The 19,974-nt window shown below is 67.0% G+C and carries 23 protein-coding genes; 12 read left to right on the forward strand and 11 right to left on the reverse strand.

From position 1 onward, the window contains the following. Positions 1–21: 21 nt before the first annotated feature. Positions 22–1,512 (reverse strand): protoporphyrinogen/coproporphyrinogen oxidase, encoded by a 1,491-nt coding sequence (locus tag ASE64_RS05805; protein ID WP_055777056.1) that lies wholly within the window; start codon positions 1,510–1,512, stop codon positions 22–24. Further along, on the reverse strand, positions 1,509–2,585 hold the full coding sequence (gene hemE, locus ASE64_RS05810; protein ID WP_200920102.1) for a uroporphyrinogen decarboxylase: 1,077 nt from the start codon (positions 2,583–2,585) through the stop codon (positions 1,509–1,511). The genes ASE64_RS05805 and hemE overlap by 4 nt, the downstream gene beginning before the upstream one ends. Positions 2,586–2,641: 56 nt before the next feature. Here hemE and ASE64_RS05815 point away from each other — a divergent pair, with 56 nt between their 5' ends. The 5 genes from ASE64_RS05815 to ASE64_RS05835 are packed head-to-tail and all read left to right on the forward strand — an operon-like array spanning position 2,642 to position 5,906. Continuing rightward, on the forward strand, positions 2,642–3,955 hold the full coding sequence (locus ASE64_RS05815) for a glutamyl-tRNA reductase (RefSeq protein WP_055777059.1): 1,314 nt from the start codon (positions 2,642–2,644) through the stop codon (positions 3,953–3,955). Beyond that, entirely contained in the window at positions 3,956–4,561 is a 606-nt protein-coding gene (locus ASE64_RS05820) for a GNAT family N-acetyltransferase (protein ID WP_055777062.1), read from the forward strand. Further along, positions 4,554–4,961, forward strand: a complete 408-nt coding sequence (locus ASE64_RS05825) for an NUDIX hydrolase (RefSeq protein ID WP_055777064.1) — start codon at positions 4,554–4,556, stop codon at positions 4,959–4,961. The genes ASE64_RS05820 and ASE64_RS05825 overlap by 8 nt, the downstream gene beginning before the upstream one ends. 25 nt (positions 4,962–4,986) lie before the next feature. Further along, the gene (locus ASE64_RS05830) at positions 4,987–5,382 is read left to right on the forward strand and encodes a PPOX class F420-dependent oxidoreductase (RefSeq protein WP_055777067.1); all 396 of its coding nucleotides are present in this window, start codon (positions 4,987–4,989) and stop codon (positions 5,380–5,382) included. Beyond that, positions 5,379–5,906: a VanZ family protein gene (locus ASE64_RS05835; RefSeq protein WP_055777070.1), complete on the forward strand. Its 528-nt coding sequence runs from the start codon at positions 5,379–5,381 to the stop codon at positions 5,904–5,906. The genes ASE64_RS05830 and ASE64_RS05835 overlap by 4 nt, the downstream gene beginning before the upstream one ends. Before the next feature lie 110 nt (positions 5,907–6,016). Here ASE64_RS05835 and ASE64_RS05840 read toward each other — a convergent pair whose 3' ends face one another. Beyond that, positions 6,017–7,078, reverse strand: a complete 1,062-nt coding sequence (locus ASE64_RS05840; RefSeq protein WP_055777073.1) for an aminotransferase class V-fold PLP-dependent enzyme — start codon at positions 7,076–7,078, stop codon at positions 6,017–6,019. Positions 7,079–7,159: 81 nt separating this feature from the next. Between ASE64_RS05840 and ASE64_RS05845 the strand changes: the two genes are divergently transcribed. Continuing rightward, complete coding sequence (locus ASE64_RS05845; RefSeq protein ID WP_055777569.1) at positions 7,160–8,128, forward strand: LysR family transcriptional regulator; 969 nt, start codon at positions 7,160–7,162, stop codon at positions 8,126–8,128. 80 nt (positions 8,129–8,208) lie between these two features. Here the strand turns inward: ASE64_RS05845 and ASE64_RS05850 are convergent, their stop codons facing one another. Continuing rightward, positions 8,209–8,487 carry a putative quinol monooxygenase gene (locus ASE64_RS05850; RefSeq protein ID WP_055777076.1) on the reverse strand — a complete coding sequence of 93 codons (279 nt, stop codon included), beginning with the start codon at positions 8,485–8,487 and terminating at the stop codon, positions 8,209–8,211. 39 nt (positions 8,488–8,526) lie between these two features. Between ASE64_RS05850 and ASE64_RS05855 the strand changes: the two genes are divergently transcribed. Further along, positions 8,527–9,000 carry a hypothetical protein gene (locus tag ASE64_RS05855; RefSeq protein WP_055777079.1) on the forward strand — a complete coding sequence of 158 codons (474 nt, stop codon included), beginning with the start codon at positions 8,527–8,529 and terminating at the stop codon, positions 8,998–9,000. Between the two features lie 52 nt (positions 9,001–9,052). Further along, positions 9,053–10,069 carry a diacylglycerol/lipid kinase family protein gene (locus ASE64_RS05860; protein WP_235480505.1) on the forward strand — a complete coding sequence of 339 codons (1,017 nt, stop codon included), beginning with the start codon at positions 9,053–9,055 and terminating at the stop codon, positions 10,067–10,069. Here the strand turns inward: ASE64_RS05860 and ASE64_RS05865 are convergent, their stop codons facing one another. Beyond that, positions 10,070–10,867, reverse strand: a complete 798-nt coding sequence (locus tag ASE64_RS05865; protein WP_055777082.1) for a serine hydrolase — start codon at positions 10,865–10,867, stop codon at positions 10,070–10,072. It lies immediately after the preceding gene. Between the two features lie 293 nt (positions 10,868–11,160). On the opposite strand from ASE64_RS05865, the gene ASE64_RS17340 reads away from it, so the two are divergent. Continuing rightward, positions 11,161–12,471, forward strand: a complete 1,311-nt coding sequence (locus ASE64_RS17340) for a hypothetical protein (RefSeq protein ID WP_156351657.1) — start codon at positions 11,161–11,163, stop codon at positions 12,469–12,471. Here the strand turns inward: ASE64_RS17340 and ASE64_RS17345 are convergent. The 3 genes from ASE64_RS17345 to ASE64_RS05880 form a co-directional block, all read right to left on the reverse strand. Next, the gene (locus tag ASE64_RS17345; protein WP_156351658.1) at positions 12,468–12,638 is read right to left on the reverse strand and encodes a hypothetical protein; all 171 of its coding nucleotides are present in this window, start codon (positions 12,636–12,638) and stop codon (positions 12,468–12,470) included. The two genes, ASE64_RS17340 and ASE64_RS17345, sit on opposite strands and share 4 nt — an antisense overlap. A gap of 83 nt (positions 12,639–12,721) precedes the next feature. Further along, positions 12,722–13,336: a LysE family transporter gene (locus ASE64_RS05875; protein ID WP_055777088.1), complete on the reverse strand. Its 615-nt coding sequence runs from the start codon at positions 13,334–13,336 to the stop codon at positions 12,722–12,724. Further along, a complete protein-coding gene (locus ASE64_RS05880) occupies positions 13,333–14,070 on the reverse strand; it encodes a metallophosphoesterase (protein ID WP_055777089.1) in 738 nt (245 codons plus the stop codon). Before ASE64_RS05880 ends, ASE64_RS05875 begins: the two co-directional genes overlap by 4 nt. A gap of 86 nt (positions 14,071–14,156) precedes the next feature. Here ASE64_RS05880 and ASE64_RS05885 point away from each other — a divergent pair, with 86 nt between their 5' ends. After that, positions 14,157–15,032 (forward strand): MurR/RpiR family transcriptional regulator, encoded by an 876-nt coding sequence (locus ASE64_RS05885; protein ID WP_055777092.1) that lies wholly within the window; start codon positions 14,157–14,159, stop codon positions 15,030–15,032. Positions 15,033–15,098: 66 nt separating this feature from the next. Here the strand turns inward: ASE64_RS05885 and ASE64_RS05890 are convergent, their stop codons facing one another. From ASE64_RS05890 to ASE64_RS05900, 3 genes are all read right to left on the reverse strand, one after another. Next, on the reverse strand, positions 15,099–16,088 hold the full coding sequence (locus tag ASE64_RS05890; RefSeq protein ID WP_055777095.1) for an SRPBCC family protein: 990 nt from the start codon (positions 16,086–16,088) through the stop codon (positions 15,099–15,101). Further along, positions 16,085–16,330, reverse strand: a complete 246-nt coding sequence (locus tag ASE64_RS17760; RefSeq protein WP_055777099.1) for a hypothetical protein — start codon at positions 16,328–16,330, stop codon at positions 16,085–16,087. Before ASE64_RS17760 ends, ASE64_RS05890 begins: the two co-directional genes overlap by 4 nt. A gap of 72 nt (positions 16,331–16,402) precedes the next feature. After that, positions 16,403–16,984 (reverse strand): TetR/AcrR family transcriptional regulator, encoded by a 582-nt coding sequence (locus ASE64_RS05900; protein ID WP_055777103.1) that lies wholly within the window; start codon positions 16,982–16,984, stop codon positions 16,403–16,405. Between the two features lie 115 nt (positions 16,985–17,099). Between ASE64_RS05900 and ASE64_RS05905 the strand changes: the two genes are divergently transcribed. Further along, positions 17,100–17,585 carry a hypothetical protein gene (locus tag ASE64_RS05905; RefSeq protein WP_055777574.1) on the forward strand — a complete coding sequence of 162 codons (486 nt, stop codon included), beginning with the start codon at positions 17,100–17,102 and terminating at the stop codon, positions 17,583–17,585. 162 nt (positions 17,586–17,747) lie between these two features. Next, complete coding sequence (locus ASE64_RS05910) at positions 17,748–19,958, forward strand: putative bifunctional diguanylate cyclase/phosphodiesterase (RefSeq protein ID WP_162234545.1); 2,211 nt, start codon at positions 17,748–17,750, stop codon at positions 19,956–19,958. Positions 19,959–19,974: the final 16 nt, after the last annotated feature.

Below are 19,974 nucleotides of genomic sequence, written 5' to 3' on the forward strand. Positions count from 1 at the left end.
CGTCATCGGTCGACGGCCGGGTCAGAGCGCGCCGGTGCTCAACTCGAAGGCGAAGTCGGATGCGACGGTGCGCGAGCGCGCGACCGTTGCCGCGAGTCCCGTGCCCGCCACCCAGGCGCCGACCACGAGCAGGCCCGGCACGGCATCCGTCTCTGCGAGCACCGCGTCGACCCGCTTGCGGTGACCGACGGTGGCGAAGGCGAGCGAGTCGTCCCACCTGGTGACGTCGAAGCCTTTCACCGTCGAGGGATCGATCGCGAGGCCGAGCAGCTCGCTGGCATCGGCCAGCGCCTCTGCCTGGGAGGGCGACGCCGCCCCGGGCGCGATTGTGTACGACAGTCGCAATACGTGGCGGCTCGGTCCAGCGAGGGCCGCGAGCCAGCTCCATTTGGCCGTGGCATGGGTGAGCGCCTTCGCTCGAACGCTGCCGACTCCCTCGGCGACCAGCACCCCGGTGCCTCGGGGGGCCGCGTCGAGACGGGCATCGTCGAGCACGATGGTGGCCAGTTCCACCGAGGCGGGCTCCGGCCAGGCGTCGGCGGCACCCGTGTCGACGCCGAGCGCGCCGAGCAGCGACAGCCCAGATCGGAACGATGTAGCGACGACGACAGCGCGCGAGGTGATCGCGAGCGGCTCGGACTCGTCTCCGACGGGTGCGGTCGTGGTGTTCCAGAGGCCGCTGCCTTCGGGAAGCGGGCCGGTGCTTCGAACGGCGGTGGACATCCGGAATTCGACGCCGAACTTCTGACAGTCGGCGACCAGCGCCTCGACCAGCCGGAACATACCGCCGTCGATGCCGCCCACCGCGGATCCGGCCTTCACCTTGGTGCCGCGCTCCTCGAGCAGGGCGAGCACCGCTCCAGAGAGGGAACCCTGATTGGTCATCGCCTTCGTGAGCCCGGGAGCGACGGCGTGCACGTCGACCACCAGCGGCGACGCGGAGTGCACTCCGGCCACGATCGGCGTCACCAGGCGGTCGAGCACCGCCCGACCCATACGGCGGCGCACGATGCCGCCGAGGTCGGTCTCGGGTCGCACGCGCAGAAGGGGCATGTAGCGGTCGAGCTGAGCCCGCAACGCGCCCTTCCAGCCGAGGATGCGGCGCACGTCGTCGGCGAGCGGGGCGCCGGGGATGCCGAGGAGGCTGAGCTTGGGCAGCGGAGCAGCACCATCGGGCAGCTGCACCCACGCGCCGCGGGGGTTCGGAGCGACGATGTCGTCACCCAGGCCGAGGTCGGCGATCAGGCTCGCGACGGGGCCGGGCTTGCCCTTCTCCCCCCCTCGGGTGGCGAAGCTCTCGGCTCCGCTGTCGAGCCGGATGCCGGCCACAGAGTGCGTGGCGACGAAACCACCCGGGGTCTCGGCCGCGTCGAGCACGACCACCCGGAGGCCCTTGCGCGCGCACTCCCGCGCCGCGACGAGCCCGGCCACACCGGCGCCGATGACGACGACGTCGACGACCTCTTGTTCTGAGAAAGAAGCGTGCCCGTCGCTCTTGGCCGAGGCGGTCATCGCGAGTGAACGAGTTCGACGATGCGAGTCAGCACATCGGGGTCGGTCTCGGGCGGAACCCCGTGGCCCAGGTTGAGCACGTGGGCCGGCGCGGCCTTTCCGCTCTCGAGAACGTCGAGCACGTGCCTCTCGAGCACGGGCCAGGGCGCGGAGAGCAGCGCGGGGTCGACGTTGCCCTGCAACGGCACTCCCCCGCCGAGACGACGGCTCGCCTCGGCGAGTGGGATGCGCCAGTCGACGCCCATCACGTCGGCGCCGATGTCGTGCATGGCCTCGAGGACCTCGCCGCTGCCCACGCCGAAGTGCACGCGGGGAACACCGAGGTCGGCCACGTAAGAGAGCGCCTTCGCGGAGTGCTTCTGCACATGGGCCGTGTAGTCGGCGAGCGACAGCGATCCCACCCACGAGTCGAACAGCTGCGCGGCGGAAGCGCCGGCGAGCACCTGCGCGCGCAGGAACTGACCCGTGACCGTCGCGGCCCAATCGAGCAGGCCGGCCCAGGCATCCGGATCGGCGTGCATCAGGGTGCGCGCCCGCAGGTGGTCTTTCGACGGACCACCCTCGACGAGGTACGCGGCCAGGGTGAAGGGGGCACCGGCGAATCCGATGAGCGGGGTGGTACCCAGCTGCGCGACAGTTCGTGCGACGCCCGAGGCCACAGGAGCGAGGGCGGAGGGATCGAGCGTGGGCAGCGCGGCAACGTCGGCGGCGGTACGAACCGGCTTGCCGAGCACGGGCCCGCGGCCCGGAACGATGTCGACGTCGACTCCGGCGAGCTTCAGGGGAATCACGATGTCGCTGAAGAAGATGCCGGCGTCGACTCCGTGCCGACGCACGGGCTGCAGCGTGATCTCGCTCGAGAGTTCGGGGTCGAGGCAGGCATCGAGCATCTGCGTTCCGACCCGCAGCTCGCGGTACTCGGGCAGCGAGCGGCCCGCCTGCCGCATGAACCACACGGGCGTCACGTCGCCGCGTCGGCCCCGGTAGGTGGTGACGAGAGCGCTGGATGCCGTGCGCCCGTCGACCAGGGGGTGTTCGGCGGGCAGGGCGGGTGCGGCGGTTGTCGAAGTCACCGGGCGATTTTAGCTGCGCTACCTGAGCGGTGTTCTACGGGACGTAGACTTATCAGGTGCTGCTCTGCCTGACTGCGAACCATCGCAACGCCAGCTTCGATCTTCTCGAGAAGCTGTCGATCGGCGCACCCTCCCTCGCCACCTCGCTCGTCACCGAGAGCGACTTCATTCAGGGCGCCGTGGTTCTGGCCACGTGCAACCGCTTCGAGGCCTACCTCGACGTCGACGAGCCGCTCACCGCAGCCGCCGCCCTGGCAGCCGAACAGGCTATCGAAGTGTTGGCCGAGGCATCCGTCGTCGACGTCGACGACGTGCGCGACACCCTCACGGTTCTCTGCGGCGACACCGTCGCCGAGCACCTCTTCTCTGTGTCGAGCGGCCTCGAGTCGGTCGCCATCGGCGAAGACGAGATCGCCGGGCAGGTTCGTCGCGCCCTCACCACCGCCCGCGTCGAGCACACCACCTCGGGCGATCTCGAGCGCCTGTTCCAACGCGCATCGAAGACCTCACGCGGAGTCAAGACCAAGACCGGCCTCGGCGGAGCGGGGCGCAGCCTGGTTCGCCTCGCCCTCGACCTGGCGGAGAGCCGCGTCACCGACTGGGCCGGCACCACCGTTCTTCTCGTCGGCACGGGTCGCTACGCCCGTGCCAGCCTCGCCGCCCTCCGCGACCGCGGCGTCACCAACGTGCGGGTCTACTCGCCGTCGGGCCGCGCAGCGAACTTCGCCGCGTCTCATCAGCTGCAGGCCGTCGCCAAGGCCGAGCTGGTCGGGGCCATTGCGGCATCCGATGTGATCGTCACCTGCAGCACCGCGCCCACGGTCGTGCTCACCGCCGAGCAGCTCGGAGCCGCGGCCGACATCGACGGCGCGGTCGAGCGCCGCCTCGTGATCGACCTGGGTCTGCCGCGCAACGTCGACCCGGCGGTCGCCACGGTCTCGGGAACCGAACTGCTCGACCTCGAGACCGTCAGCCTGCACGCTCCCCTCGAAGAGCTGAACGCCGAGTCGCACGCCCGCGCTCTCGTGGGCGAGGCCGCGGCCGAGTACCGCGCATCCCGCGCCGAGGCCGAGGTCGCCCCCGCCGTGGTAGCCCTGCGCTCGCACCTCTTCGACCTGCTCGACGCCGAGATCGAACGGGCCAGATCGCGCGGAGACTCGTCAGACGAGACCGAGCGAGCGCTTCGACACCTGGTCGGCGTGATTCTGCACACACCGTCGGTGAGAGCCCGCGACCTCGCCCGCACGGGCGGAACCGAGACGGTCTTCGCGGCCGTCGAGGCGCTGTTCGGCCTGCAGGCCTCCCCCGTGGCGGCGGAGGCTGTCGTCGCCTCCACCCTGCCCCTCACCCACCGCGCACCCGGAGCCTGAGTGGGCGACGAGGCCGTGCTGCGCGTGACGGAGCCTCTCCGAACCGAGCGCCTCGTCTTGCGAACGCTCACTCCTGACGATCTCGACGACGTCTTCGCCTACGCGGGGCGCGACGACGTGATCCGCTATCTGCCGTGGCCGAAGCGCAATCGCGACGAGGTCGCCGAGCATCTGTCGCGCAGGCTCAACACGACGCTGGCCGCCGACGGCGACGTGATCGTTCTCGGCATGAAGTTGCCGCCATCGCCGAGCGATCCGACCGCGCGCCCCCGCATCATCGGAGACATGACGCTGGTGCTCTCGAGCATCGAACACCATCAGGCCACGATCGGCTGGGTGTTGAACCCGGAGTACGAGGGCAGAGGCTTCGCGACCGAGGCCGCATCCCGGGTTCTCAGCCTGGCCTTCGATGACCTCGGCTCACACCGCGTCGTCGCCGAACTCGATCCGCGCAATACGGCGTCGGCCGCACTCTGCACCCGCCTCGGCATGCGCCACGAGGCCCACTTCGTGCACAGCGAGATCTTCAAGGGCGAGTGGGCCGACCTGGCCGTCTACGCGATCCTCGACGTCGAGTGGAACGCCCGGAACGCGATCGATGGCTGAGCTTCCGACCATTCTCGTCGCGGCTGTGGCCCTCGTGCGCGACCGGCGGGTTCTCATGGTCACGGCGCGCGGACGCGACGTCATCTACATGCCGGGCGGCAAGATCGATCCGGGCGAGACGGCGTTCGACGCGGCCATCCGTGAGGCTCGCGAGGAGGTATCGGTCGAACTCGAGCGCGCGTCGGTCGACGAGCTCTTCACTGTGAGGGTGCAGGCGCACGGCGAACCGGATGGCCGGCTCGTCGAGATGCGCGTCTTCGCCGGGTCGACGAACGACGAGCCCGTCGCATCCGCCGAGGTCGACGCGGTGCACTGGGTGACCACCGCCGACGCCCACCGCTGTCCGCCGGCGGGCCGCGAGACCCTCGCCCGGCTGGCCGCCCTCGACCTGATCGACTGACTGCGGCACCGGTTAGGGTTGGCGCATGACTTTGGATGCCGGCCTCGCCTCGATCGCCGACGAGCGTTTCGTGTCGCTCACCACCTTTCGCAAGACCGGCGAGGGCGTGCCGACGCCGGTGTGGATCGCCCAAGACGGCGACGCGCTCATCGTCACGACACCCGACGGAACCGGCAAGGTGAAGCGACTGCGCAACAACGACCGCGTCGAGCTGCGCCCGTCAGACCGCATGGGCAAGGTCGCCGACGGCGCCCCGACCGTCGCGGCTCACGCTGAGATCGTCGACAGCGACGCGGCCCGCGCCAGCCAGGAACGCATCTTCCTGGCCAAATACCGGTTCGAGTACCGCATCTTCATGTTCATCGAACGCCTCGGCAAAAAGGGCAAGAAGAAGCGCGTGAGCCTGCGCATCACCGCGTGACCGGTTTCTCTGCCGAGCTCGCATTCGCGGCCGTGCTCGTCGTCGTGAGCATCGCGGGCGTCGTGCTCGTGGTGCGCCGTGCGCGTCGAACCGCGAGCGATCGAACCACGGGCGATGGAGGCGCCGACGGCACTCCGCGTGGCGACCGCGCCGCCGTCGCCCTCTCGCTGGCCGCGTGGCTCGCGGGGCTGCTCTTTCTGACGATGCGTCCGAGCTCCGGAAAGGGCACGCTGCTCAATCTCGTGCCGCTGTCGTTCCAGGGGCCCGGCGCGGTCGTCGACGCGGTGCTCAATGTGGGCGTGTTCATTCCGCTCGGGCTGCTACTCGTCGCGGCGGGCGTACGTTTCTCTGTGGCTCTGCTGATCGGGCTGCTGCTGTCGGTGGGCATCGAGCTGAGTCAGTACCTCGCCCAGGTGGGCCGCACCGCCGACGTCAACGATCTGCTCACGAACACCACGGGAACCGTGCTCGGCTGGGCCGTCGGGACGGCGATCGTGCACGTCACCCGCCGCGCCGACAGCTAGCGCCTCGTCGGTCGTTCGCGAGTTGCCGATTCGATCGCCGAGGAGTCCAGGGTGTTGCCAGTTCAGACCAACGGAACTGGCAACACGAGACCTCCGGGGCGCCTATAACGTCAACTCGACGTTGGGGCCACGGCGAGTGCTGTGAGTATGTCGGCGACGTCCTGCTCGTCGTTCCAGAGGTGGAATGCCACCCGCGCGCATCCGGCACGGCCCGAAGCCACGATGCCGGCGGCGATCAACGCCCTGAGGTGCCGGCCATCGGCATCCGGCCACGTGACGATCGCTTGACCGCGCCGGGGAATGCCGAGCCCGTCGCAGAGCGCATCGCCCAGGGCGACGTTGTGCGCGTGCACCTCTGAGAGGTCGAGCGATGCGAAGAGTTCGATAGCGGGCTCTGCCCCCACCCACACGGGCCAGGCCGGCGACACGTCGAAGCTGCGGGCGTCGGCGGCGAGGTTCATGGTGGGGCCGTAGCAGGATCCCCAGATCTCTTGGCCCGCGTACCAGTTGGCCTGAATGGGCGACAGCGTGCGCTGGTACTCCTCTGAGAGAGTCATGAAGGCGGCTCCTCGCGGGGCACACAGCCACTTGTAGGCGTGGCACACGGTGGCATCGAAGAGCGAGGCGTCGACGGGCATCGCGCCCGCCGCCTGCGTGGTGTCGCACACGGTGAGCGCGCCGTTCTGGCGGGCCGCCGACACGATGGCATCGACGTCGGCGACCTTGCCCGACGCGGACTGCACCAGAGAGAAGGCCACGAGGTGCGTGGTCGGGGTGATGGATGCCGCGAGCGCCTCGAGAGGAACGTGTCGCACCACGACGCCGCGCTTCTCGGCGACCACGAACGGGAAGACCATCGAGCTGAAATCTCCGTCGACGCAGAGCACTTCGGCGCCGTCGGGCACCGCCGCCGCGAGAACGCTGACCATGGCCGACGTCTGCGACCCGATAGCCACCCGGCTGGCCTCGATGCCCATCATGCGGGCGAAGGATGCGCGGGTGCGGTCGATGGTCGCGTCGTATTTGGCGGGCGAGCAGAGCCCGGCGGCCCAGTCGGCCTGGTCGGCCTGCATCGCCGCGAGGGTCGCCGTGCCCGCCAGGCCGAGCGAACACGCGCCGAGGTAGCGCCGGCCACCGACGAACTGTGAACGAGCCTCGGCGAGTGTTGTCATGCATCAAGAATGATCGCGTTCAAGCCATTCGACAACGGCAATTTCGAGATCATGAGCATAAGCGCTCGTTATGATGCGTCCATGACCTTTGCGCCCGCCTCACGCTCCGCCGTCGCCACGGACCTCGATTCCCAGACGCTCCGCGTGATCAGGGCGATCGCCGACCGTGGATCGATCACGGCAGCAGCAGCGGCGCTCGGCTACAGCCAGCCGGCGATCAGCCAGAACATCAAGCGCCTCGAAGAGAAACTGGGAATGCCCGTGCTCACTCGCGTGGCCCGCGGGGTGGAGCTGACCGAGGCCGGCGAGGTGCTCGCCCGGCACGCGGCCACGGTGCTGCGCGCCATCGACTCGGCGGCCGACGAGCTCGCCGATCTGTCGGGGCTGCGCTCGGGTCTGGTGCGCATCGCGGCCTTCCCCTCCGCCTCGTCGACCGTCGTGCCGAGGCTCTTGGGCGACATCACCGGGCGGCATCCCGGGGTGCGCTTCAGCTATCTCGAGGCCGAGCCGCCCGAGGCGGTGCAGGCCGTGCGCGACCACGCCGCCGACATCGCCCTCACCTTCAGCTACCCGGGCGACCCCGACGATCCGCACCGCGCGAGCGCGTCGGGCCTCGTCACCATGCCGCTGTGGCGCGAGCAGATGCTGCTCGTGGTTCCGGATGCTCCCGGGCTCGGCGACGGGGCGATCGAGCTGTCGAGTCTCGCCGACTCGGGATGGATCGCCGGGTGCCCGCGGTGCCGCGGTCACCTCGTCGAGCTGTGCGAGGCATCCGGATTCACCCCCGCCCTCGGCTACGAGACCGACAATGTGCAGGCCGTTCTGGCCATGGTCGCGGCAGGGCTGGGTGTCGCGCTCCTGCCCTCGCTCGCCCTTGCGGCCACGCCGCTGCCCGCCGGCGTCGCGACGCGCCCGCCGGCCGCCACCGACTACCGCACCGTTCACCTCGTCACCGCGCAGGGCGCCACCGCCGTGCCCGCGATCGGCGCGACGATCGCCGCGATCCAGTCGTTGGATGCCGCCGCCTGGGGCCTCGAGACCCAGCACTGACGGCGGCTTTTGTGCCCGAATACCTCCAAACGTGCGTCTCCCCCCGGCCACGAATGGAGGCATTCGAGCACGAACGCGGCCTACGCGCCCTCGACCTCGTAGTGGCGCTCGATGCCGGCCGTCGCGCGGCCCCACGCGCTGTCGGCGACGCGTCGCTGGTGCGCCGCAAACGACTCCGCATCACTAAAGAGCTCGTCGACCTGCCACACCAGCGGGTCGTGCGTTTGCGTCACCTCGAACGAGACGCACCCCGGCTCCGCGCGAGTGAGTCGCGTGTGCAACGGCAGATTCTCCTCGACCGCTCGACGCTGTTCCGCGGTGCCGCAGACGAGCTGGCCGGTCAGACGCACAGGACTCATGAATCGAGAGTGGCACACGGCCGACGATAGGGTCGAGACATGGTCTCCCGAGTCCGCGTCGCCCTCGCGGCGTCACTGCTGGCCTGCGCTCTCGGGCTCGGGCTCGCGGGCTGCACGACGCCCTCCCACTCGGTCGAGCGCAGCGCCGACGAGGCCGAGGCGACGCTGGAGGCGATCCCGGGTGTCGACGACGCTCGCATCGGCCCCACCAAAGACGGTTTTCAGACGTACATGAGCATCAACATCGAGCTCTCCGACGACTTCACGGGCTCCGACCGCGATCTGCTCGATCTGGTGCTCAGGCAGGTGTGGTCGCAGACCGAGGTCGCGCCAGAACGGTATGCGGTCATCCGCGTGACCGGAGCGGGTCGGACGGTACCCGACGTGGCGACCGCACTGGTGGAGCTCGATATCGGCTGGCTGCCGTACACCGAGTCCTCATTGTCGATGATCGGCGACGATCTCGAGGCCCGCTACGGTACCTGGCCCCGATCGCTCTCGCCGGAGGACTGACACCCGTCGCACACAGCCTCGGGCACGCTCGGCGGCACTATTCTTGGCTGGCGTGAACGCAGATTCAGGAGACCGAGCTGAGGAGTCGCCCCGACGGAGGGCCGCTATCGTCGTCAATCCCGCCAAGGTCTCGATCGAGACTCTGCGCGCAGCCGTTGCTCGCGAAGAGGGCCTCGCGGGCTGGTCTCCCTCGGCATGGTTCGAGACGAGCGCCAGCGACGATGGCAGAGCGGCGGCCGAAGACGCGGTGCGGTCGGCACCTGAGCTCATCGTGGTGGCCGGTGGCGACGGCACCCTCCGGGCGGCAGCCGAGGCGCTGACCGGCAGCGGCATCCCGCTCGGGTTGGTGCCGTCGGGCACCGGCAACCTGTTCGCCCGGGAGCTGAGCCTGCCTTTGAACGACCTGACAGCATCCATCGCCACGGCCTTTCGCGGTGTCGACCGGCCGGTCGACGCCGGTATCGCGATACTCGAGCGGGCGGATGGGCGCGAGTCGCAGCACGCGTTTCTCGTGATGGCCGGCATCGGCCTCGACGCCCACATGGCCGGCCACACCAACGAACGATTGAAGAAACGCATCGGCTGGCTCGCGTACTCCGACCCCATCGCGCGCAGCATCTTCGGCAACAGACAGTTCGACCTCAGCTACCGCCTCGACGACAGGCCGGCGGTGCAGACTCGAGCGCACACCGTCATCGTCGGAAACTCCGGCATGCTCACGGGCGGCCTCCTTCTGCTCCCTTGCGCGGTCATCGACGACGGCCGACTCGACGCCGTGATCTTCCGCCCCGGCCGCGGGTCGGGATGGACCAACATCGGCTACCGCCTCGCCTTCAACCGGATGCTGCACCGCACCCGGTTCGGCCGCCTGGTCGCCAGCCTCACCCCGACGCCGCGGGCGATCCGCTGGGCACAGGCCTACGAGATGCGGGTGCGTTTCCCCGAGGCGCAGGAGATCCAGCTCGACGGCGACGCCCACGGACTCATCTCCGCTGCGTCCCTCTCGGTGCAGCACCACGGACTGATCGTCAGAGTGCCGCGACGGTCGGCTGCGACAGCGCGCGCCTGACTAGAAGACGTACTCGAGGATGTCGGTTCCGAGGGTGCGCATGCCGTCGAGCACGGCGAGACGACCCGTGAGGTCGGTGTCGTTGAAGCGCATGGTCACGGCGTAGGCCACCGAGCCGCTCGGCCCGCGCAGAACGCCCGCCTCGCTGCGCACTCCCGTGTCGGTGCCCGTCTTGTTCGTGAGCAGCAGGCCGTGATCGCTGGTGCGGTGCGCCAGCGGGTCGAGGCCGAAGGCACTGGCGACCATCGACAGGTCTGAGCCGAGCGCGAGCCATTCCATGACCTGCTGACTGGTGGCCACGTTCACGATCTCACCGCGCGACAGGCCCGCGAAGAGGGTCGCGAGCTCGCGCGCCGATCCGACGGAGAGCTGGGGCGCGTCATCCGGCCCGCGATAGTCGCGCACCGTGTCGAGCAGGAACGTGCGGGTCAGGCCGAGTGCTTCCCCGCGAGCGCGCACGGCGTCGAGACCGACTCGCCGGATGAGCACGTTGGTCGCCAGGTTGTCGCTCGCGGCACCGACGAGGGCGGCGACGTCGGCGACAGGCAGAGCCGGCACCTGCAGGTGCTGCCAGAGACCCGAGTCGGCCACAGAGTCTTGGGCCGTGCGATTCAGGATGCCGTGGGCCGACTTGTCGCCGGCGCTCAGCCTGGCCGCGATCTCGATGAGCAAGAGGACCTTGCCGATCGACGCGGTGGGAACAGAGAGGTGGTCGTCGACGGAGAACAACAGTCGATCGGTCTTCACGTCGATGACGCAGGCCGTGATCTGAACCCCCGAGAGGGCGAGCTGGGTCAAACTCGCAAAGCCTCGACGGAAGGCGTCATCTCCGGCGGTCGCGGCTCCGGAGCGTGCGCGACGGGCCGTGGGCGCATCCGGGGAATCGCCCCGCCTGTTGCGCCTTCTGGTGGACTCCGCCATACCGTCCCCACATCTCCCGAAACACTCTCCGCACACCCGAACCGATCGAATCTCGCGTGAGGGATAACGGGTATCGTGCCACATTCACCTGTGATCGGCCATCGAGTCGGCTGTCTGCCGCGGGTGCGCAAGCCTCGTTCTTGGTGGGAGACCTCTGACAGAATCGATCCATGTCCGATCCCCGTGAGCCCTCCGAGCCCGAGTCCACCGAGAAGACCCCCGCGACGCCCGCGGAGTCCGCGCCAAGCACTCCGAGCATGCCGCCGTTCCCGTCTGGCGAGCCCGCGTCGCCGCCGACACCTCCGGCCCCGGCAGCTGCTCCCCCGGCTCCCATCGAGACGCCTTCCTCCGCGCCTAGCGCACCTTCGGCGCCCAGCGCACCCAGCTACGGTCCGCCGAGCACCGGCGGCTCTGCACCGTCGGCACCCGCGGCACCGTCGGCACCGTCGTACGGCCCGCCCAGTACCACCGGTTCCTCCTCGCCTGCGCCGTCATACGGAGCGCCCCCGGTCTACGGAACCCCAGCATCCGGTAACGCGTCTGCGCCGACGCCCGTCTACGGCTCGACATCGTCGCCGGCCGGCGCACCACCCTCGGGACAGCTGCCCTACACGACTCCCTACGCGCCCGGCCAGGTTCCGCCGCGCAACAAGGGTGGCTGGATGGGCACCGTCAGTCTCATCCTCGGTGGTCTCGCCCTTCTCGCCTGCTGGATCCCGTTCCTCAACTTCATCACGGTCTTCGGCGCGATCGGCGGCCTGGTGTTCGGACTCATCGCCGTGTTCCGCAAGTTCGGATCGCGCGTGCTGTCGCTCATCGGCACGATCGTCTCGGCTCTCGCCTTCGTCTTGAGCATCGTGTTCATCGTGACCTACACGGTCTCGTTCTTCCAGGCGATCGATTCGGTTCCCAACTACGACGACAGCCCGTCGACGTCGAGCCCGTTCAGCGACCCCTCCGAGACGGACTCGCCCGACGCTCCCCAGCCCGGTGACCCGACCGCCGTGCCGGGAGATCCGACCCAATCGGCCGGCGCCACCGTCTGCACCGACGGAACCGCGATCGCCCTGGGCAAGGCCGGAATCTTCACCTACAACGGCGAGAACCAGGCCGAGGTCACCATCGATGAGGCGAACCTCGACGCCACCGACGAGATGCTCAACGAGAACTCGTTCAACGAGACCCCTCCCGATGGATACAGGTATGGCCTCTTCTCCGTGACGGTCAAGCAGCTGGGCACCGAGTCGTTCCCGGCGGGCGCGACCCGGGCCACCTTCAAGGGCGTCGCCGAAGACCTCGCGGCGCCTGCCCAGTTCGCCGTCGTGCCCGAGCCGTGGCTGCTGTTCGCACCCGACCTCGCCCCCGGAGAGTCCGTCACGGGGAACATCGCCGTGTACGTTCCCACCTCGGGTGCCGAGTCGGGCTCGGTGCTGCTCAGCAACTACCTGGGCGACAACGCGTGCGAGATGAAGGTCGGCTAGCCGACGCGCGCACCCATCGTCAATTCCGGTTCTGCGTTGGCAGGAACGGGGAACCAGGCGAGGAACGTAACGCCCTCGCTGGTCGCGTCGAAGCGGGCGATTGTCTCGTTTCCCGGTTCGTAGAAGGTGTCGCCGGGGTGGAGTACGCGCTGGGCGTTGACTCCCACTTGGAAGTACGCAGACCCTGATTCGATGACGCCGAAGACGGGACCGTTGTGCCAATGCGCTCCGGCGTGAAAGTCCCTGACGCCTATGGCAAGACACTAACGAGAACCTGGGCGCCCATCGCGATGAGCGAGGCGGAAGCCAGTCCTGCGAGGCAAGCGCGTAGTGGGGGTGATGTGCTGAGGCGAGGAATGCGTCGAATTACTTGCCCGAGCAGAGCCTGCCATGCGAGAAGCATCAGTATGTGCATTGCCGCGAATGTGGGTATGACGGCCCCTGATCCCAGGTCTCCCGCGCGCAGGTGTGGAACGACGACGATGTAGAGAGTCAGTGCCTTGACGTTTGTGACGAGAGCGATGAATGCCCAGGGTATGAGCCCGCGTGACGATCGGAATGCGGTCATGGGTCTGCGTATCGACCTGACTGCGCGTACACCCGAGGTGATGCCCAGAACCATCAGGACCGCTGCGCCCACGACGGTGAACATCTGACGCACGGTCGGCTGGCCGTCTAGGAACGAGCCGATGCCGCTGAGAGCTGCTGCGGAAGCAACCGCGACGATGCCGACACTTGTTCCTGCCCAGACTTTCGTCGGCGCCCGGAGCTCTCCCTTGCTCGTGGCGTCGACGGTGATCGCAAAACTTGCTCCGGGACTGACGACGAAGGGCAGGGCCGTCAGGGCTAGGAGCGCCAGAGTCACAGCGCAGATGGGCTGAGGTAGTGAAAAACGGTGCTGATCGTCGTGCCATCGAAGGTGTGCGCGGCGAGTCCCGGCATCGCATCCGGATCGGCCATGGGGTCGGTTCTACTGCCGAGGCGCATTGTCGATGCGATCCCGGGCGCACCGAGCAGTGGAACGCCGGCGAAGGTTGTCGCCAGGGCCGTGTGAACGTGCCCGGTAAAAACGCCGACGATGTTGTCGTGGGTGTGGATGAGCTCGGCGAGCTCGTCGGAGTTTCCGAGGCCGAAGCGATCCATGACGTGGTGACCTACCGGGACCGGTGGGTGATGCATGACGAGGATGACCGGGCCTTGACTGCCCTCGATGTGCGCGCGGGCGTACTCGAGGGCTGCGGCGGAGAGGAGGCCTTCGTCGTGGTGGTCGATATGGGAATCCAGTCCGATGAGCCGGACCCCCGCGATATCCAGGGTGGAGTTCAAAGTGGCGGGAAATCCATGATGGTCGAGCGCGTCGACGAGGGCGCTGGAGAGGTCGTGGTTCCCCGCAATCAGAAGAAACGGAACAACGCGCTGAAATGAAGCGAAGAGCTGCTCGTACTCCGCTGCACTACCGTGGTCTGCCAGGTCGCCGCTGATCACGACCGCGTCGAGGACCTTCAAGCTGACGGCGCATTCCAGAGTGGCCTGAAAGCGCCGACGCCGCTGAGGTGAACCGTCGAGGTGCGGATCACTGAGATGGGCAATGACGGTCATCGGTTCTCCTGAGGGGCGTTGGGCTTTCGGAGTCGGTCGCGATAGCTCTGATCGAAGGTCACGGTCAGGATGGTACGCTGTTACACATGGCAGCACAACTGAGTAATCCAGTTACAGAGATGCGTCTCGGTGTCGATGAGTTGCGGGGGTATCTGCAGTCCCGTCTCGCGGGCATGAGCTCCAGTGAGGCGGATGTGCTGCGGCTCGTGATCGACGATCCACGATTCGCGGCGGAGGCGACCACGGCGGAGCTGGCCAAGCGCGCGGGCGTCTCTCCCCCAACAGTGGTGCGCGCGGCGAGAGCGGCCGGGTTCGATGGTTTCGCAGACCTGAAGTTAGGGCTCGCCTATGCTCGAGGCTCAGCACGATTCTTCACCCCACCTCGCACCCTCGACTCCAGCTCCACACCAGCCGAGGTCGTTGTCATGGTCATGGATGGAGGCAGGCGCTCACTGAGTGCAGCGGAGGGCATCCTCGACCCTGCCGCGATCGATGATGCAGCCGAGCGGATCAGCGCCTCGAGCCGGGTCATTGTCGTCGGAGCGGGCACCTCTGCCGCCGTCGCCCTCGATATCGCGTTCCGACTCACCACGGTCGGAATCGCGGCGATGAACATTTCAGACCATATGTCTGCGCTCGTGGGGGCTCGGCTCCTCGGAGAAGGCGACGTCGTGCTCGCCTTCAGCGCGACGGGAAGGACTCCGCACACGCTGTCGGTATGCGATGCCGCGACCTCCAGTGGGGCGTCCCTCGTGGCCGTGACAAACCAGGCTCAGTCGCCTCTCGCCCTGCTTGCAGATGTCTCTCTTGCCGTCGGCGGAGACGACCTCGACGACCAGATGGCTGCGGCTTCCAGTCGTCTAGCGCACCTGGCCGTTGCTGATGCGATCGTCAGCCTTGTCGCTCTCAGAAGTCCCGACCGCGTGCGCACCGCCGAGCGCGCGGGCACCGACCTTCCGTGAAAGCACCTACGCGCGACAGCAGCCGCTCACGCCACCGAGTTCGTCTACGGGGTGTCGCTTTTCGAGTCAACGGAATGCCCGGCTGACCGCACCGCCCGTCTGGAACAGGGTGATCCACACGATGAACTTCTGAAGGGGACGCAGTGGAAGAGCGACGAGCCTCCGCCAACCCGGGCGTCGCGACCATGATTTGCTGATCTGGACCTGGGTGCCTCCGGTCGTGTTCACCAAGATGAACTCCGTCAGAATCGCACTGCTTTCTGGGGCATCCGGGTAGGTGAAGCTCCACGCGATCCTCTCCGGTTGGTGCGCCGTGACGAGTTCGATGCTGCGGCGGCGAAACCGGGGCTTCACGTTCACTGGCTTCCCGTCCGGACGACTTTCCGGCGCGAGGCCTTGCCAGACCATGCCGGGCGTGAAGCCCTGCACCACGTGATCGATGGAGCCGACACTCATCTCCCAATCGGGGATGCGCTCCGGGTCGACGAGGAACTGCCACACTCCGTCAATCGGTGCGGGAACGAATGTCTCGATCGACCCTGACACCCGTCCCTTCACCTTCGCGGGCCTTGTCGCAGTTCTTTCGGCAGCAGCGTCGAACCGGTCGAGGTGTTCGAGCACGGCCTGAGGAGTCGTGCCGAGGCGCTCGAGGATGTTGGCGATCAGTCCGCTGGGCTCCGAGACAAGCTCTCGAAGCACTGCGGCGGCGTCGCCGTTCTTGTCTTTGTCGACGGAGCGGGCGATGAGGTCGTAAGCACGCTTGCTCCAGTCATATCCGTCCGTCTCGTGAAATACGATTCGTCCGGCCTCGGGGAATGAAGCCTCGATTCCGAGTGATGCCAGTTGGGCCGCGTGTGCTTCCTCGACAGCGCGGCGGGCGCCGTCGATATCGATGCCCATGCTGCGCAGCGAGCCTCCAGCAGCTTGATCGCTGATCACGAGGGCAAGGAACAGGTGTTCGAGGTCTGCTACGCGGAGCCCCGCTCGAGATGCTTCCTCCATTGCGGCGAGTGAAAGAGATTGACTGGTCTGCGCTGCGAGAACGAACTTGCTCATGTGTTCCTCCTGGGGATCGGTATCGTCGAATCGACTCGTTTGGAGTACTTCTTGTGCACGGCCTGCCTGGTGACCCCCAGCGCGTCAGCGATGTCCTGCCAAGTCATCCCTGCCCGCAGTGCGGCCTCGACTTGCCGAAGCTCCAATGTGTCCGCGAGAACGCGCAACGTTGTCACTGCCCGCAATCCAGCTTTGGGGTCGCTGGTGTCGGCTGCCACCGACGCGATCTGTGAAGACTCCATGTCGTCAACCTACGTTGCTAACGATCCGGTTGTCAACCTAGGTTGCTCGTATCCCAGCCCGATGCATCACCCTCAGCTGGCTGCGATGTGCTTGATCTCGGTACTGATGATCTGAGTTGCCCACGTGGTGTCGGAACCGATGGGCTGTGTCAGGAGATGAAGAGCGAGCCCGTCGAGAAGAGCATGGAGCCGCCGGGCGACGATCTCTTGAGTCGGGCGCGGCCCGCCTTGCAGACCGGCGACTATGAGTTGGCACGCTCCGAACAACTCCGCGGTGGCGGCATCGCGCACGTCCGCCAACTCTGGCAGAGCGGGAGTCTCTGCGATGAGGGCAAGGTTGACCTCCAGCTCAGTGCGACTGTCTGGCGTCAACGGCAAAAGTTCTCGGATGATGTCCTCGGCGTGCGTGATGGGGTCCGAGGCCGGGGAAAGGCCGCGTATGCGCTCCGTTGCGCGTTGAGCCATCAGTTCCGCCGAGTAGCGAAGCAAGCCCGCCCGGTTGGGGAACAGGTGACGGAGTGAGCCGACAGCGACGCCGGCTTCTTCGGCAACTATTCGCACCGAGACCGAGCCGATCCCGCGCTCCCGGATGACCCGCCACACCGCTTCAGCCAACTCGACTTTGCGTTGGTCACGGTCGATCAGTCGCGGCATTTGTCGAGATTAGCACGACCGTGCTAGTTTTTTGATAGCACGACCGTACCGACAAAGGAGCCCTCACATTCTCGCCATCATCATCGCCTGCGAAGTCGGCTTCTGGGTCGTGATCATGGCGGGCCTCATCGCTCGTTACCCCCTGAAAAGACGACGCCTCGGGCTTGTGCTGCTCGCCCTCACACCGGTACTCGATGTGATCCTGTTGGCTGCGAACGCGATCGACCTGAGCCGCGGATCGACCGCCACATTCGCGCACGGTCTCGCCGCGATCTACTTGGGTATCTCCGTCGCCTACGGCCACAAGATGATCCAGTGGGCGGACACGCGTTTCGCCCATCGTTTCGCCAACGGCCCCGCCCCGGCGAAACGATACGGATGGACCTACACCGCAGAGTGCTGGCGGGATGTGGTGCGAACGGGCATCGCGGTCGCGATCGCGGCAGGCGTTCTCTGGCTACTCATCACCATCAGCAGTGATCCACAACGATCAGCTGCGCTGACCTCGATGTTCGGCATCCTCGGGATCATCGCCGCAGTGGAACTCGTTCGGGCTACTGGCTACACGCTCTGGCCGAAGAAGACCCCGGTCACCGCGTAGAGACGATCTATCTCTTTCTCTTCGCCCTTCGAGCAGTGGCGGACGCGACCGTCAAAGTCGTCCCCGGGATACCTCACGCCCAGTTGACCCAATACGCTCGAGCCGGGGGCAAAATATGTCGAGAGATCAAGCGAAGCAACGGCTATGAGGCGACTCAGGTTTGTGTCTCTTCGAGCGCCGGTGCGCGCCCTGACATTGATCGCGGCCTCCACCCAGATCGTCTACCTCCTCACGCTTGTCTTCCCGGTAGCTGGCGCAGAACTGGTCGTAGACGCGTGGGTGTCGATGATCGCGGAGTGGACCGCCGTAGCCGCCTGTTGGACAGCAGTCGCGTTGATGAGCTCGAATCGGGTCACGCCGATCATCGCATCGGCCGCGGTGACATCGACCGTGCTCGGCGATACGCTTTTTCTCGCGGCAACCGACGGGGACGGCACGACACCATTCCCCTCGCTCGCCGACCTCCTCTATCTCGGTTTCTACGTCTTGATGCTGGTAGCGATCGTCTCTGCGGCGCGGAATCTCCTGGCAGGCCGGGGTGCCGTCGTCGTGTTCGATGTCGTGGTGGGCTCGCTCGGAGCCGCATCGATTCTGGCCCTCGTGCTCACACCCGTTCTCGATAGCACGGTCATCAAGTCGGACCCCCTCGCTTCCATCTTGGCGCTCTCGTATCCAGTTCTGGACGTGCTGTTGATCGCGGTCCTCGTCGGTGTGTGCGCTTCCGATCGGTCAGGCGCGCCCTGGCTCTCCCTCATTCTCGGCCTGGTGCTCTTCGCGGGTGCCGACATCGTCTACGCGATGAACGTGCCCGACTCCGGTTACGTGGTGGGAACGATCCTCGACGCAGCATGGAGCATAGGAGTGTTCCTGATCGTTCTGTGGATCTGTCTCTGGACCGAGCCGGGCAAGACTGCACGGTCCCCCACGCTGCCGAGCAGGGTGGGGACGACTATCGCCGTACTCTCCATCGTCTGCGCTCTGGCTGTGCTCGTGATCGCTCCCGCGGTGTCGGGCTCGGTCGTCGCGATATTCCTGGCGGTAGCGACGATTGTGTGCACGATCGCCCCCATCGCCATCCGTCGCCGTCATCTACGCGTTCAACGAGATCTCGATCCCCTCACCGGGTTGGGAAATCGCAGCCTGGTCGAGCATCGCGCCGACGAAATCTTGCCCACCCTGTCGACCGCCACTGTGATCCTCATCGAGCTCGAGGATGTCGGTGAGATATCCGAGGGGCTGGGCCACAAGGTCAAAGACGACGTCCTCCGCGCAGTGGCAGCAGCCGTGCGTGCGGCCGCGCCGAGGAACGCGACGATCGGCCGACTCAGCGGGAACGAGTTCGTGATCTTCGCCCCTGAGCTTCCGAGTGACCTGCAGGAAGAAGTCCGCGCCGCGGCGCGAGCGGCGGTCGGCCATCCGATCCGGGTCGCCGACATCGACCTTGTGATGAGATCGACGATCGGTCTATCCACATTCCCCGACAACGGCGACAACTTCGTCGAGCTACTCAAACACGCTGAGGCTCTAGTCCGACGCGCTAAGAAGCCCCGTCAGACAACGCGTGAAAGCGGCAGCGACCGGCCTTCCGAGGCACTCAACCGACTCCGAAGCCTCCACGAACTCCGGTCTGCGATCGGGCGGGAGCAAATCGTCCTCCGGTACCAGCCGAAGATCCGCATCTCCACGGGAGTGACCGAAGGGGTCGAGTCACTGGCTCGCTGGGAGCATCCGACTCGGGGCCTACTCGGACCCGATCAGTTCATCCCTTTGCTCGAAGATGCGCAGTTGATGGCCGGCTGGACGCACGACATCCTCACAGACGCCCTTGATCAGGCAGCTGCCTGGGCGACGCAGGGTCTCACGATGGGGGTCGCCGTGAATGTCTCCGGCAGTTCCCTCAACCGAACCGGGTTCGTCGATCGGGTGCTGCCGCTGCTCCACGATCGGGGACTCTCCCCTGCTCTGCTCACTCTTGAGATCACAGAGCAACAGGTCATCGACGATGCCGAACGTGTCGGAGAAGCCCTCTCGCCTCTCCGCGAAGCGGGTGTCCGTATCTCCCTCGATGACTTTGGTACGGGATTCAACTCCCTCACGTCGCTTCACGGTCTCGTCGTCGACGAACTCAAACTCGACCGCAGCTTTGTCTCCACGCTCACTGCCGATGCCCGAGCGCGAGCCCTGCTGCGATCCGTCGTCGGATTGGCTCGAGAACTGGGTATCGACACCGTTGCTGAGGGAGTCGAAGACAACGACGAGCTCACGTTCTTGGCCGAGATCGGCTGCGTCTACGCCCAGGGGTACCTGATCTCGCCACCGGTTCCGGCTGACGCCATACCCGCGTTCGCCGAAGCGGCATGGCGAACAGGGTGAACCTCTCACGCCTGAA

The organism is Agreia sp. Leaf210, from assembly GCF_001421485.1.
Taxonomy (GTDB): domain Bacteria; phylum Actinomycetota; class Actinomycetes; order Actinomycetales; family Microbacteriaceae; genus Agreia.